Annotated in this window: 10 protein-coding genes; 5 read left to right on the forward strand and 5 right to left on the reverse strand. The window is 46.5% G+C overall.

Translation table 11 applies throughout. The features are described 5' to 3' along the window. Positions 1 to 106 precede the first annotated feature (106 nt). Together IE117_RS20525 and IE117_RS20530 are read right to left on the reverse strand one after the other, a co-directional pair. The gene (locus IE117_RS20525) at positions 107 to 1,675 is read right to left on the reverse strand and encodes an MFS transporter (protein ID WP_189566622.1); all 1,569 of its coding nucleotides are present in this window, start codon (positions 1,673 to 1,675) and stop codon (positions 107 to 109) included. Between the two features lie 27 nt (positions 1,676 to 1,702). Beyond that, entirely contained in the window at positions 1,703 to 3,445 is a 1,743-nt protein-coding gene (locus IE117_RS20530) for an alpha-amylase family protein (protein ID WP_189566624.1), read from the reverse strand. 392 nt (positions 3,446 to 3,837) lie between these two features. Between IE117_RS20530 and IE117_RS20535 the strand changes: the two genes are divergently transcribed. From IE117_RS20535 to IE117_RS20550, 4 genes are all read left to right on the forward strand, one after another. Continuing rightward, positions 3,838 to 5,676 carry a glycoside hydrolase family 13 protein gene (locus tag IE117_RS20535; protein ID WP_229581212.1) on the forward strand — a complete coding sequence of 613 codons (1,839 nt, stop codon included), beginning with the start codon at positions 3,838 to 3,840 and terminating at the stop codon, positions 5,674 to 5,676. A gap of 132 nt (positions 5,677 to 5,808) precedes the next feature. Further along, positions 5,809 to 6,468 carry a beta-phosphoglucomutase gene (gene pgmB, locus IE117_RS20540; RefSeq protein ID WP_189566629.1) on the forward strand — a complete coding sequence of 220 codons (660 nt, stop codon included), beginning with the start codon at positions 5,809 to 5,811 and terminating at the stop codon, positions 6,466 to 6,468. 63 nt (positions 6,469 to 6,531) lie between these two features. Next, complete coding sequence (locus IE117_RS20545; protein WP_189566631.1) at positions 6,532 to 8,859, forward strand: glycoside hydrolase family 65 protein; 2,328 nt, start codon at positions 6,532 to 6,534, stop codon at positions 8,857 to 8,859. Positions 8,860 to 9,028: 169 nt separating this feature from the next. Continuing rightward, positions 9,029 to 11,257 (forward strand): tetratricopeptide repeat protein, encoded by a 2,229-nt coding sequence (locus IE117_RS20550; protein WP_229581214.1) that lies wholly within the window; start codon positions 9,029 to 9,031, stop codon positions 11,255 to 11,257. Between the two features lie 17 nt (positions 11,258 to 11,274). On the opposite strand, the gene IE117_RS20555 is transcribed toward IE117_RS20550, so the two are convergent. Next, positions 11,275 to 12,114, reverse strand: a complete 840-nt coding sequence (locus IE117_RS20555) for a TspO-related membrane protein (RefSeq protein WP_189566634.1) — start codon at positions 12,112 to 12,114, stop codon at positions 11,275 to 11,277. A 193-nt stretch (positions 12,115 to 12,307) separates the two neighbouring features. Between IE117_RS20555 and IE117_RS20560 the strand changes: the two genes are divergently transcribed. Further along, the gene (locus IE117_RS20560) at positions 12,308 to 12,982 is read left to right on the forward strand and encodes a porin family protein (protein ID WP_189566636.1); all 675 of its coding nucleotides are present in this window, start codon (positions 12,308 to 12,310) and stop codon (positions 12,980 to 12,982) included. An 84-nt stretch (positions 12,983 to 13,066) separates the two neighbouring features. Here the strand turns inward: IE117_RS20560 and IE117_RS20565 are convergent, their stop codons facing one another. Beyond that, positions 13,067 to 13,897: an SDR family oxidoreductase gene (locus IE117_RS20565; RefSeq protein WP_189566638.1), complete on the reverse strand. Its 831-nt coding sequence runs from the start codon at positions 13,895 to 13,897 to the stop codon at positions 13,067 to 13,069. Further along, the gene (locus IE117_RS20570) at positions 13,894 to 14,109 is read right to left on the reverse strand and encodes a hypothetical protein (RefSeq protein ID WP_189566640.1); all 216 of its coding nucleotides are present in this window, start codon (positions 14,107 to 14,109) and stop codon (positions 13,894 to 13,896) included. The genes IE117_RS20565 and IE117_RS20570 overlap by 4 nt, the downstream gene beginning before the upstream one ends. Positions 14,110 to 14,141 lie beyond the last annotated feature (32 nt).

Genomic DNA, 14,141 nt, shown 5'->3' on the forward strand with positions numbered 1-14,141 from the left:
TTAGGGCAAAATTTGAAATCAGCCTACCCACAATTTAGAAAAAATGTGCCAGAGAACCCGAAAATCACCATAACGTTTCGATATTCTGCAATATATACGTTAATTATCAAGCAACAGCCATTGACTTTCCAGAGTCCCTGTCATCTACAAATAAACACAAGAGTCCAGCCAGAATCATTGAAACTCCGCCTAGGACCAAAGCGTAAATTGGTTCACCCCCAAAAATGGATTTTACTAAAAAACCCAACAGGGCAGCGGCCACAATCTGTGGTATTACGATAAAAAAGTTGAAAACGCCCATGTAGTAACCCATCTTGGAGGCCGGCAAGGATCCTGCCAGCATGGCGTATGGAACAGAAAGAATGGATGCCCAGGCAATGCCGATGCCCACCATCGACACCATCAAAAAATCGGGGTTCTCCATAAAATAAATACTCAGCAGCGCCAATCCACCCGCGCTCAGACAGAGCAGGTGGGTGATGCGCCGGTTTGTAAATCTGGCTACGACAGGAATGCCAAAAGCCACCAATGCCGCTATTCCATTATACACGCCCATACACAACCCCACCCAATCGGCGCCGTCGTTATACAGTTTGGAGGTAGTGTCTGTTGTGCCATACAGGTGGCTAGTTACGGCGGGGGTCATGTAAATCCACATGGCAAAGAGGGCGAACCACGAAAAAAACTGCACCATCGCCAGCTGTTTCATGGTCGGGGGCATGGTCTCGAAATCATTCATAATGGTCACGAATCCATTGGCGTAAGAACCGCGTCGCTGCAACAGACCCGACAGCATGAAAAGTACTCCGACCAAAAAGGTGCCGATCGAAAATATGTACAGTTCTTTATTTAAGTCTTGGGTGTATAGCCATGCTGACATGATCATGCCGATCATAGCGATACCCACGCCCCTGGTCACTTGGCTTTGCCCATTATTCTGCGAAATTACAGCATCAAGTACCCCTTTCTCTTCCGAAGATTTCTCGCCGACAGGTTCAGTAAATGACATTAATTCCTTGGGTGAATATTCCTTTGAGCGAAGTACCGTCCAAAGTACCGCCGCCAAAAACACGGCTCCGCCCAGATAGAAAGACCATTTTACGGAATCGGGAATAATACCCTCCGCCGCCTGATTAGGAACATCAAACCAATTGGTGAGAACATAGGGCAGGGAGGAGGCAACAATGGCGCCGGTCCCAATAAAAAAGCTCTGCATGGCAAAGCCTGAAGTAGTTTGGTCTGCGGGCAGGTTGTCGCCCACAAAGGCCCGAAACGGCTCCATAGAGATGTTTATGGATGCATCCATAATCCAAAGCATACCCGCGGCAAACCACAGGGTGGGCGAATTGGGCATAACAAATAACGCCAGGGAAGCCAGCACTGCGCCGGTGAGGAAGTAAGGACGCCGACGGCCCAGCTTGGTCCAGGTGCGGTCGCTGAAATAGCCTACCACCGGCTGTATCAAAAGTCCGGTCAATGGTGCGGCTACCCAAAGAATAGGAATGTCGTCGACACTGGCGCCAAGGGTCTCGAAAATGCGGCTGACGTTGGCATTCTGAAGGGCGAATCCGAACTGGATACCCAAAAACCCAAAGCTCATATTCCAGATGCTCCAGAAGCTCAATCGTGGCTTTGCCCGTATAGTCGGATGGTCAGCGGGTACAGGAACGTCCATCTTTTGGAGGGATAAGATGTGAAAAATCTAATTTTTAATTTCAAGTATGATGACGGAAAGCGGCCGGAGTGAAACAGGGATTCCTGAATTTTCAATTTCAGCCACGTCAAGGTTCAATGCCAAGCTATTCCCCGGAAAAACCTCTACAAGATGACAGGGTTCGACATCGCGGATTTTAAGGGTATTGGATAGAACGTCCGAGGGGATTTTTACCCGGGTACTTATAGTTTTTATTTTGTCAAAATTATAAACGCATACAAAGCGCTGGTTTGAGGTATAACGAAGGTAGGCGTAGGTTCGGGTCTTGTCATATTCAGGGCTTTGGTCGTCGATGTTGACGTACTGCAAATCATAAAAATCCCCTATTCGAATTGCCTCATTCTCTACCGCGAAATGGTTGAGATCATGATAAAACTGACGAAGCTTTTTCTGGTTTTCATCTAATTTGCCACCGTCAAATTTGCCCTGGTTCACCCATCTCTGAAACTCTGGAACTCCCCAGTAATCAAAAATTGTCGTGCGCCCGTCATCCCCTTGAAAGCCCTCCGATTCGGTTGGGTTGACGCCAACTTCCTGTCCAAAGTAGATCATCATTGGCCCGGTATGTAGCGTGGCGCTTAGCGTCATGGCTGGAATGGCCACCCACGGATCGTGTGCAAAAAAGCGCGAGGCGATGCGCTGTTCGTCGTGGTTTTCCAAAAAACGTAGCATATGGTGGGCAATATCGCCTGACTCATTTTGCCATAACCGGGTTATGTATTCGACAGTGCCGTTGCCCTCCATAATGGGGCGCAGATAGTTGTAAAGCCCCACCTTATCGTAGAGGTAGTCGAATTTGCCTTTGAAAATATAATTGTGGTATTCGCTGGGATTATAGATTTCGGCAATAAAAATAATGTCAGGATTCATCGCCTGAATTTCGGGGATCACCCAGCCCCAAAACTCAACAGGTACCATTTCGGCCATATCGCAGCGAAAGCCGTCTACACCTTTTTGAGTCCAATAAAGCAAAATATCCCGCATCTGGAGCCAGGTGGCTGGTATGGGATCAAAGTACCTGGCGTGACCGTTCAGGTAGTCCACACCGTAATTTAGCTTAATGGTTTCGTACCAATCGTAGATGCTGGGCCTGGCATTAAAAACATCGTTGCCAGTAGCCTTGGCTGGCACTTCATTATAAACATGTTCAGAGTCTACGGGAGAGATAATTTCCTCCGGGGAGTGGAAGGGCTCATTTGGCAGATAATAAAAATTATTTTGTGGGTCGAATACCACATCTGTCCGATCCCCCTCCCCGAAATCACGAACACCGGCTGGCTTGGCGTCCGAAGAATACTGCCTGGCAACGTGGTTGGGGACAAAATCGATAATGACTTTTAAATTAGCTTCGTGAGTGCGAATCAGTAAGGCCTCGAACTCGTCCATGCGTTTGTCGACGTCAACAGCCAGATCCGGGTCAACGTCGTAATAATCTTTAATCGCGTAAGGAGACCCGGCCATTCCTTTAACGATGAGTGGATTGTCAGGTTTTATGCCAAAATCCGAATAATCGGTCATCGTGGCGTGTTCGATAACTCCCGTATACCAGACATGTGAGATGCCAAAGTCTTTGAGTGCCTGCAGCGCAACAGCCGTTATATCGTTGAATTTCCCAACGCCGTTTGTCTTCAGTGAGCCGTAGTAATTATTGGTAAGATTCTGGTTGCCAAAAAGCCGGGTAAATATCTGGTAAACTACCAGTTTGTCGTGTTTCGGATTTGAAAGTTGCATGGATCGATTGGCGGAATTGCTTAAATAAACCGACAAAAAAGCGATAATAATTGGAAGAAACGCAATTACACCCTTTCTCAATATGAGAAGGGATAGCTTCCTTCCAAATCTAAGCAGGATAATTTTTAGAAAAAATGTTTATTTGGGCAAATTAAAGATTGGCGTTCATCATAATTAGTGGCTCTGATATCCAATTTCGAAGGCGAGGAAATCTCGTACAAACAATGCGCTATGAAAAATTGAAAAGAGGATTATTGGGGAAAGAAAATCAAAAGATGTTAAATTAGCCCATCACGAATAGATGGACAATGCCAAGATTAGTTTCAAAAACTACTTCACTTCTACTTTTCCTTCTGATTGGAATTTGTCAAAATTCCACAGCTCAGCCTTTCGTGATAAAACACCTTGCCCCACTCAACTGGTGGGTGGGTATGAAAGACCCTCGCCTGCAGGTTATCGTTCACGCTGAGAACATTGCCTCCGCAGATGTTTCTATAGAATACCCTGGTATTGCACTGGAGAATGTTCATAAGGTTGAGAATCCCAACTACCTCATTCTGGATCTGAAGATTTCGCCCGAATGCCGGGCGGGTACTTTCCATATTACTTTGAGTGGCGAAACCAACACCGGAAATGGACGCCGTAGTAGTTTGAAAAAATTCTCGCAGGCTATTCCTTACGAACTCCGTTCCCGCTCTGACTTTGTGAAAGCGCAAGGTGCAGACGCCTCTGATCTGGTGTACCTTTTACTGCCCGATCGTTTTGCGAACGGTGACCCTTCAAACGACCGCTTTGTCGGCTTGGCTGATTCAAAGGTCGATCGTACCAACCCTTTTCTGCGGCACGGTGGTGATCTGCAGGGGGTCATTGACCATCTTGATTATTTCAAAGAATTGGGAGTTACCGCCCTTTGGCTCAACCCGGTCATTGAAAACGATCAGCCCCTCACCGACGAAGGCGGCGAGTTACGCAGTGCTTACCATGGGTATGGATTCACGGACCATTACCAGGTCGACAAACGACTCGGGGGAAATGAAGCATACAAAAAATTAGTGGATGCAGCGCACGCCAATGGTTTGAAAATCATTCAGGATGCGGTTTACAACCACGCTGGAATAAACCACTGGCTGTTGCGGGATATGCCAGACAAAAACTGGCTACACCAATGGCCCACGTACACCAATACATCGTACAAAGAACAACCTATTCCAGACCCTCATGGCTCCGACCTAGACCGTAAGGTAACGTCTGATGGCTGGTTTGTGCCTTTCCTGCCCGACTGGAATCAGGGAAATCCTTACGTGGCCAACTACCTGTTGCAGCATGCACTCTGGACAGTGGAGTATTTCGGAATAGATGCCTGGCGGGTTGACACGTATATGTACAATGACCTTGACTATATGAACCGGGTCAACTCAGCACTGCTTGCAGAGTATCCCGACCTCCATATTTTTGGTGAAAATTGGACGAAAAGCGTCCCCAATCAGGCCTATTTTCAGGAAAACAACCTACAGGTACCCTTCAAAAGTAATTTGCCGGGTGCCTGTGATTTTCAGACGTATTATGCTATCAATGACGCGCTGAATCAGAAATTCGGCTGGGATGAAGGGGTCAACCGAATCTATCAAACGCTTGGGCTAGACTACCTGTATCGGGACCCGATGAAAAACGTGGTCTTTCTGGACAACCATGATACGGACCGCTTCCTATCGGTGGTAGGCGAGAACATGAACAACTACCGAATGGGATTGATCTGGCTGCTAACCACACGGGGAATTCCTCAACTCTACTATGGGACCGAAATTCTGATGAAGAATTTTAAAAATCCCTCAGATGCTGAAGTACGCCGTGATTTTCCGGGTGGTTTTCCGGACGATAAGGTTAATAAATTTATAGAAACAGGTAGAAATGGCGCTGAGAATGAGGCCTTCGACTTTGTAAAAAAACTGGCAAACTACCGGAAAAATACCCCCGCCTTACACAGCGGAAAACTCATGCAATTCGTACCGGCCGATGGAGTGTATGTTTATTTCCGATACGATGAAGAAAAGACCATAATGGTCGTGATGAATTCCAATGATAAGTCATTTTCCCTCGAAACAGGTCGTTTTCAGGAAAGGCTTGGTACCTTTGCCAGGGCCGTTGACGTACTTTCCGGGCTTGTCCACCCACTCGATAAACCCATAAATCTTGAGGCCCGAACTGCGTATGTGCTCGAATTGGGCAACTGATTCTCCATTGGAATAGTCAACTGATCGGGTGCACTCGGCAAGATGTGAGAATCAGGGAGGGAGAGATCTTCTTGTGAAGCAAATGACCGTCCGGGGTATACAGATAAACCATAATATTTAAACGCCGAATAAATGTCCGAGTTAAATGCTTGCCTTTTTGATCTTGACGGGGTAATCGTCGACACCGCAAAATTCCATTACATCGCTTGGCGCGAACTCGCCAACGGACTCGGATTCGACCTGACAGAAAAACAGAATGAAAAATTGAAAGGCGTCAGTCGGGTAGAGTCATTGGAAATTATACTCAAAATCGGCAACGTTAACCTCGATCCCGAAACCAAAGCAAAGCTGGCTGCCACCAAAAACGACCGCTACCTGGAACTTTGCCAAAAAATGACACCTGATGATATTTTGCCAGGTGTGCAGGTTTTTCTGGATTCCCTGATTCAGGAAAAAATAAAAATCGGGCTTGGTTCGGCCAGCAAAAATGCGCGGCTGATTCTTGACTACATTGGCCTGACGCACTACTTCGCAACGATCGTGGACGGAAATCGTATCAACAAAGGAAAGCCAGATCCAGAGACTTTTTTGTTGGGTGCGGAGGATCTGGATGTAAATCCTCAGAATTGCATCGTTTTCGAGGATGCTGTGGCGGGGATTCAAGCAGCAAAGGCCGGGGGCATGGTGGCGGTAGGTATAGGTAGTTCTGCTGAACTCAATGCTGCCAATGCCGATTTGGTCATTCCCGGCTTCCAGGACATTGATGTAAACACAATAAAACACTTGTTTTAATTTGAAAATGGTGGCGTTTTAGTGGTAGTCTCACTCGTCTCCGTTTTTCTTAAATGATATTGAATGAAGCAATACATTACTCCGAACCCCTGGTCGGTTATTGAAGAGGGTTTTCATCCCGAAGAAAACGAGATTACGGAAAGCCTTATGAGCCTGGGTAACGGGCGGATGGGCCAACGCGGAAATTTTGAAGAAAAATACTCAGGCAAAACGCTGCTGGGCAATTATGTGGCAGGCGTCTATTTTCCGGACAAAACACGTGTGGGTTGGTGGAAAAACGGTTATCCTGATTACTTTGCCAAGGTCATTAACGCCTGCAACTGGATAGGGATCGATGTCGAGATTGATGGACAGATTCTGGATTTGCATACCTGCCAGATCGAGGAGTTTTACCGGGAGCTGGACATGAAACGAGGTGTTTTGTCGCGTCACTGCACGGCCATTACGCCCCAAGGTCAGCGAGTCAGGATTGAAAGTGAGCGTTTTTGCAGCATGGTAGATGATGAATCGGGCGCCATAAAGTACTCGGTGAAAGCACTTAATTTCGATGGCCACATTACGCTGACTCCTTACCTGGACGGGACTATTCGCAATCGCGATGCCAATTATGACGAAACATTTTGGCAGGAAATCAGCAAAGAAACGTCTTTTGCCGAAGGAATACTGACCTTGGAAACCAAGCCGAACCCCTACGGCGTGGAGCAATTCGAGGTGACGACGGGCATGCGGTTTGATATCAAGAAAAATGGTAAAAAGCTGGATTTTCAGTCTCATCCCGTCAAAAATGAAAAGTATGTAGCGGGGAAGGTAGTTACAGAGATTAGTGAAGGTGACGAACTCACGCTGTTCAAGTACGCGGTAAACTTGTCTTCGGCAAATTACAAGCGGGAGGAGTTAACGGAGAAGGCAAAAAACTACCTTGACCGAATTACAAAAAAAGGATATTCAAGCCTTCTGTCGGAGCATGAGTTGGCATGGGCCGACAAGTGGGAGCGAAATGACATCGAGATAGTGGGTGATATGGAGGCGCAACAAGGAATTCGCTTCAATATATTTCACCTCCAGCAAACCTACACTGGGGAGGATGAATCGCTTAATATCGGCCCAAAGGGCTTCACGGGAGAAAAATATGGCGGTGTGACGTATTGGGATACAGAAGCTTATTGTATTCCTTTTTACCTGGCTACTTCCGGGAAGCATGTTGCGCGCAACCTCTTGATCTACCGATACAAACACCTGGCCAAAGCCATTGAAAATGCCGGCAAGCTGGGCTTCAGTCAGGGTGCCGCGCTTTATCCGATGGTCACGATGAACGGGGAAGAAAGCCACAACGAATGGGAAATTACTTTTGAGGAGATCCATCGGAATGGAGCCATTGCTTTCGCTATTTATGACTACATCAATTATACGGGTGATAAGGTTTACCTGGCTGAATACGGCCTGGAAGTCCTGATTGCTATTTCGCGCTTCTGGAAACAACGAGTCAACTGGTCTGCTCAAAAGGAAAAATTCGTAATGCTTGGCGTGACCGGGCCAAACGAATATGAAAACAATGTCAATAACAACTGGTACACCAACTACCTCGCAGTGTGGTGCCTGAAATACACTCTTTCGGCCATCGAATATGTCCGGAGTCAGGAGAAGGCGGATGCGATATTTGCCAAAGTTGAGTTTGATCAGGAAGCCGAAACCAAAGACTGGCAGGAAATAATTGACAAGATGTACTTCCCTTATGATCCGGAACGGGAGGTTTTCTTGCAGCAGGACGGTTTTTTAGATAAAGAATTAAAAACGGTCGATCAGATCAGCGAGCATCGCCCCATTAATCAGAAATGGTCATGGGACCGGATACTCCGATCGTGTTTCATCAAACAGGCTGATGTATTGCAAGGGCTCTACTTATTTGAGGATCATTTCGACCAGGGTACCCTTCGCCGGAATTTTGATTTTTACGAACCGATGACCGTGCACGAGTCATCCCTTTCGCCCTGTGTGCATTCAATTTTGGCTTCCAGCCTTGGGAAGAAGGAGAAGGCGTATGAAATGTATGTCCGGACAGCCCGACTCGATCTCGATGATTACAATAACGATACCGAAGATGGCTTGCACATTACTTCTATGGCGGGTACCTGGATGAGCGTCGTGAAGGGTTTTGCGGGGCAGCGCGTCCGGGATGGTGTGCTGGTACTTAATCCTTACATACCTGAGGGCTGGGACGCCTATTCATTTAGGATCGGTTTTCGCGGCATCACGATGCGTATAGAGGTGACGCGCCAGGCTGTCATAATTGAAAATCCTACCACCGAATCGGTCGAAGTGCAAGTGTGGGGGAAACAATACAGCGTTTTGGGCGAAGTTCGCCACGAATTAAAGGGGGCTGCCGCAGAGTAAATTTATATTTGGTAAATACCCCATCAATAATTTTCTGGCAATCCAGAACCGTGTCGGCCGTTGAGAAGTGTCAAGGATCCCTTAGCTTGACGCTTTTAATAGTCCCCGTTTAAATAATATCGTGATGTTGAGGGAAAAGTGGATTATCGGAATACTAACAATCTTGTTTTTGGCTGTAAGTCAGCCGGTACAGGCTCAGGATTTTCGGGAATGCCAGGAGTTGTTTGAAAAGTTGTTAAAAGATTTCAACCAATCCTTTGCCGAAAATAACCCTCAGATTATTCATTCTACCGAGTATCGACGCGAGCTGATAGCGCTTAAAAAGTCCTATCAGTCTTACCATAAAGCCTACTTCAATCCGTCGGACTCCATCCAGAAATTCAATAATGAAGCTATGCTGAACACCTTGTCGGGCAACTACGGCAAGGCGCTCCGGCTACTAAGCTCGATTGATTCGCTCGACCCTCAAACCAACTACTCGGTCGGACTATTGCATTTGCTGAATGGAAACTATTCCAGTGCACTGCCTCTCCTGGGAAACTCAGATGCCAGTAAATCAGCACCGCTAAATACCCTGGTGGTGTATTGCAAACAAGGGCGCGTGTCCGACGGGTTAGCGTACGGTCAGTCGGCAGCTCATGGCAATACCCAGGGAAAATGGAATTATAATCTCGGTTTGCTTTATAAAATGACTGATCGGCTGGAGGAGTCGGTGGCCGAAACTACCACCGCCATCCGGCAGAGCGATGAAATGGCGTACCGCCTTCTGCGCGGCGATGCGCTTATGAAATTGAAGCAGGCCAAAAGGGCGGTTTCTGATTTTGAGAAAATGGCTAGGAAGTACCCCAAAGCCCAGATTCGTTACGCCAATGCTCTGGTAGATTTGCATCGGTACCAGGAGGCATCCTACGTATTTCAAGAGTACCTGCAAGGGCAGGACCCCACTTTTCGCAAAGATGCATTTCTGGGTTTGGGCCACGCATACTATGGGCTGAACCAAATGGACAACGCTCAGAAATACTACCGACTGGCCGCCACAATGATCAGGGATAGCCCGGTCGCGCTTTGCGGTCAGGCAAATGTGCTGGTAACCAAACACGAGTACCAGGCCGCCCAAACCCTTTACAACCGCATTCTGTCCAACGATAGTACCTACCTGTCTGCAAAGCTGGGAAGGGGAATAACGCAGTATGGGTTGGGAAACTACCGGGAGGCTTTGTTGGATATGAAGGCTGCCGATATACTCTTTGATCCAGCTGATCGCGCTCTGGCTGATATTTTCGTCTGCCGTGGCTTTGCCCGCTACTACACCGGGAATGCCGGAGCGGCTTTGGCCGACTTCGAGTCAGCATTGCGTTTGGACGGCGGTCGGTTCGAGGCTTTGGCTGGCCTAAGCAGCATTTATGTCGATCAGAAAAATTATTCCGAGGCGGGGAGGTACATGACCAAAGCCCTGGGTTTCGAGAAAAGCTATGATAGAATGTGGAGCAACTATGGCAATATGCTGCTGCATTTTGACATGCATAAAAAAAGTTTGGATGTTTTCAAAAAAGCCATCGCCCTGAATCCCGAAAACATTAAGGCCCAAAATGGGTGGGGCATCGTACAGCTGGAAAGTGACAAACTCAATCAGTCCAAGGTGTTGTTTGATAGTCTGGTCAAGGCCAACCCGGATGTTCCTTATTTGCTAAATAACCGGGGAATCGTGAATGCTTACCACGGCAATCGTTTCGATCAGCTTGACCAGCCCGAAGCAGCCGATAATCAATACCAGCTGGCGTTTGATGATTTCAAAGCAGCGATGGAGGTGGCTCCATCCAGAAAATTTTATAATGTGAATCAAGGCAATGTGTACCGCTACTGGCAACAGTACGAAGATGCCAAGCTCAGCTATCAGAAACATCAGGACAAAAGCGCCCTGAATAACACTGCTGTCCTTTATGCCGGGCTTGATAATAACAAAGACGCAAAATATTACCTGGAAACTGCCTTGCAGATCGATTCCGCGCACAGGGTGTTCCAGTTCAATATGAATTTGCTATTGAAGGGTAGGCAAAAGGAATTTGCTCAGTCTCTCGCCCGCACCGTCGCTTCCAACGACGACACTGACGGACCGTTTTCTGATATTGGTATAAAGTACAGCCGTGATGGGTTCGTCACTATTTTCCTGTATGATTATGAATACGACACGCTTCACTTTCCCGGACGCCATTTTCTTCCACTTCCCGTTGCCGAGTATACCGAGGAGTATTTTATTCCGGAGTACGATTTCAAACTGATGCCTTATTCTATAAAGAAGGCCCCCAAGGAAAAGACTAAAAAGCCGCGGTACAAATCCCAGAAAGTACGGATGAGGGGAGGGCGGAAGCGGTCAGGTACTGACTGTCCGGTATTCTGAAAATCAAAACTGATTTATCATTCGTAGAGTGGAGTAGCCTCAATTCTAGAATATTGATCAGGTTTATTTTGTTTTATGATCAAAACAAAAGCGACTATCAGCGCTATTCCAGCCCCCGCTCCGGCTATAAAGGCTATTGAATAATAAAATGGTTCTACTTCCAATCGTTTGAGGACTATTCCGGCGAAAGCCCAAGCCACTGCCAAAGTCAAATAACCGTTTTGAAGGCGAATTGCGGCAAATAAGGCAATAAGTAGTCCGATAACAAGCATTATTACAGCCCAGCTATCCTGTTCCAGTCCGCCTCCAAACCAGCGAACACCCGTAAGCCATGCTGTAACATTTGCAATCGTCGCAACACAAATCCAGCCCAGATACACCCCAAAAGGTGCCTTAGTCAGAAATTTCTCCTTTCTCGTCATTAGGTTGTTTACGTTGACGATGCCAAAATTTGTGAGTAGGAGTGATAACAGGATAAACAACATGGTCACTACCGAAACGGGCAGAAACTCATAATGCCACAAGACAATCCAAAGTGAATTCATCAGCGATGAAACAAAGTACCAGATCCCAACTTGGGAAACTATGGTGTTGATCCGGCTTGGCTTACCGCTAAATAAGGTTTGAGCTTGATAGACCGTAAATACTAACAAGAGAAGGTAGATGATTCCCCAAATACTGAATGTGACGCCAGCTGGAACGAAAAGATTTGGGTACTTGTCAGATAATTCCCCGGTAGTCTGGCCATTGATTGGTAAGAAATTAGCCAAAAAGTTCATTAGAATCATAAGAAGATAGCCGGCAATATTGAGAATTTGCAGCGTTTTGATCCAGGGGGTAGAGGTAGTTGTGATCATCTTGAAAAATTTTATCAAAAACTCATTATTATATGATGATGAGGCACTAAATCCGTACCAGCAGGTTATTTTGAGCCATTTCAGGAATGTGAAGTATCGATCATAAGTGGGGAGAATTTTCCTTTTGTCCGCAAAATCGGTCTATTGGTATGAGAATTATTGCCATTACTTATTTTAATTTAATTGATGCGCTATGAAATTTTTAATGAAATCAATTTTTATAATTGCGTTAGCCGTTTTGTCAACAGCAGCTTATTCCCAAAATCGAAATTTTAAATTCGGGATTAAGGCAGGCGCTAACCTTTCTAACTTAAAGGGGGACGACGTAGTCTCGAGCAATGATCCAAATGTGAAAATAGGAAATACCAATGCCACCTTAACCGGATTTGTAGGCGGGGTTTTCATGCGTTTGGGGAGTAGTATTTACCTTCAACCCGAAATCCTGCTTTCCCAAAAAGGCGGTTCTGTCAATGTTTTTCGCTCAGGCTCGGGTACCACGAATGCCAATAACTCAATAGACGTCCGTTTTACCAACTTTGACGTTCCGGTGTTGGTCGGGTTACGCTTCGGTGATTTTTTCCGCATAAATGCGGGGCCGATTGCATCGTTGCGTCTTTCCGAAAACGGAGGTTTACGGGAAGCACTAAATGAAGTAGGTGCTAACTCGGTCAAAGATAATTATAAAGCAGCAGCGCTGGGATATCAGGCAGGGGTCGGTGTGGATATCGGTAACCTAAGTATTGACTTGCGGTATGAAGGCAACGCCTCGAATATAATCAATGCCGATACGGACGATGCCAACTTTAATTCACAGCTCAAACGTAAGGGTAGTCTTTTCCAAGCCACACTGGGATTCGCCATTTTTTGATTCATGAATCAAAACTAGGTCAACAAAAAAAAGCTCAACGAACGTTGAGCTTTTTTTGTATTTTCTAACTGCTTCCCAGGTATGTCAACCATTGTCGGCAAACTCAGGGTATAAGGTCATTCCACCATCAATGTACAGGGTCTCACCATTCACATAGTCTGACTCATCGGACGCCAGCCAGGCAACTGCCTTGGCGACGTCCTCAGCGGTGCCAATGCGACGATAAGGAATAAGGTTCATTAATTCTTTCAGGCTTTCCTGCTTTGACCAAACCGCCTTGTTAATGGCCGTTTGTATAGCGCCAGGGCTAATTGAGTTCACCCGTATTTTATACGGAGCCAATTCTTGAGAAACTGATTTCATCATCATCGAAACTCCGCCTTTGGAAGCAGCATAATTCACATGACCTGCCCATGGGATGACATCATGCACCGAGCTCATCATGACTATCTTGCCTATTGCACGGCTTGTGTTGATCGCCTTTCCTTTGTATTCATCAGGTGCCTGCTTGACAAACTGTTTGGCAGCTTCCCGAATGCATATAAACTGACCCGTAAGATTGACGTCAATAACTTTCTGCCACTGCTTGGTAGTCATCTCCAAGAAAGGCGAATCCACCTGCAAGCCAGCATTGCTGACCATCACATCCAAGCGACCAAACTTTTTAATTGTTTGCTCAAACATGGATAGGACATCCTCTTCTTTGCTGACATCGGCTTTGACAATGATTCCGTCACCACCACCATTTTTGATTTGCTTTAAGGTTTCGTTCGCCTCCTCCTTATTGCTATGGTAGTTCACAACAACATTGGCACCAAGGCCGCCGAAATAAATCGCGCACGCCTGACCAATCCCAGAGGATGAACCCGTAACTATAACCGTTTGGCCTTTAAATTTCAAAGATGAATCGATCATAAACCTTCGCTATCGACCTGCTTCAATTTCTTCCATACATTCCGATTCACACTTTTTACCGCCCAATCCTTTGCTTGAAGGATCGCCGTACGAATGGCATCGGCCGGAGTCAAATTATTGGAATTGATTAACTCCTGTGCTAACATAATGGCTCTTTCGCGCGTGGTTGGAGAAAGGTAAGCCAGCTCGGGTGAATTGATGTTTTGATTCATGTATTGTTGTTCGTTGATTGCGCGATTTTATC

Origin of the sequence: Persicitalea jodogahamensis (assembly GCF_014651615.1) — a bacterium.
GTDB classification, from domain to species: Bacteria; Bacteroidota; Bacteroidia; order Cytophagales; family Spirosomataceae; genus Persicitalea; species Persicitalea jodogahamensis.

Excerpts from the sequence above, each read along its gene's own strand:
- IE117_RS20570 (WP_189566640.1), bottom strand. The coding sequence starts at position 14,109 with ATGAATCAAAACATCAATTCACCCGAGCTGGCTTACCTTTCTCCAACC.
- IE117_RS20545 (WP_189566631.1), top strand. The coding sequence starts at position 6,532 with ATGAAGCAATACATTACTCCGAACCCCTGGTCGGTTATTGAAGAGGGT.
- IE117_RS20555 (WP_189566634.1), bottom strand. The coding sequence starts at position 12,114 with ATGATCACAACTACCTCTACCCCCTGGATCAAAACGCTGCAAATTCTC.
- IE117_RS20565 (WP_189566638.1), bottom strand. The coding sequence starts at position 13,897 with ATGATCGATTCATCTTTGAAATTTAAAGGCCAAACGGTTATAGTTACG.
- pgmB (WP_189566629.1), top strand. The coding sequence starts at position 5,809 with ATGTCCGAGTTAAATGCTTGCCTTTTTGATCTTGACGGGGTAATCGTC.
- IE117_RS20525 (WP_189566622.1), bottom strand. The coding sequence starts at position 1,675 with ATGGACGTTCCTGTACCCGCTGACCATCCGACTATACGGGCAAAGCCA.
- IE117_RS20560 (WP_189566636.1), top strand. The coding sequence starts at position 12,308 with ATGAAATTTTTAATGAAATCAATTTTTATAATTGCGTTAGCCGTTTTG.
- IE117_RS20530 (WP_189566624.1), bottom strand. The coding sequence starts at position 3,445 with ATGCAACTTTCAAATCCGAAACACGACAAACTGGTAGTTTACCAGATA.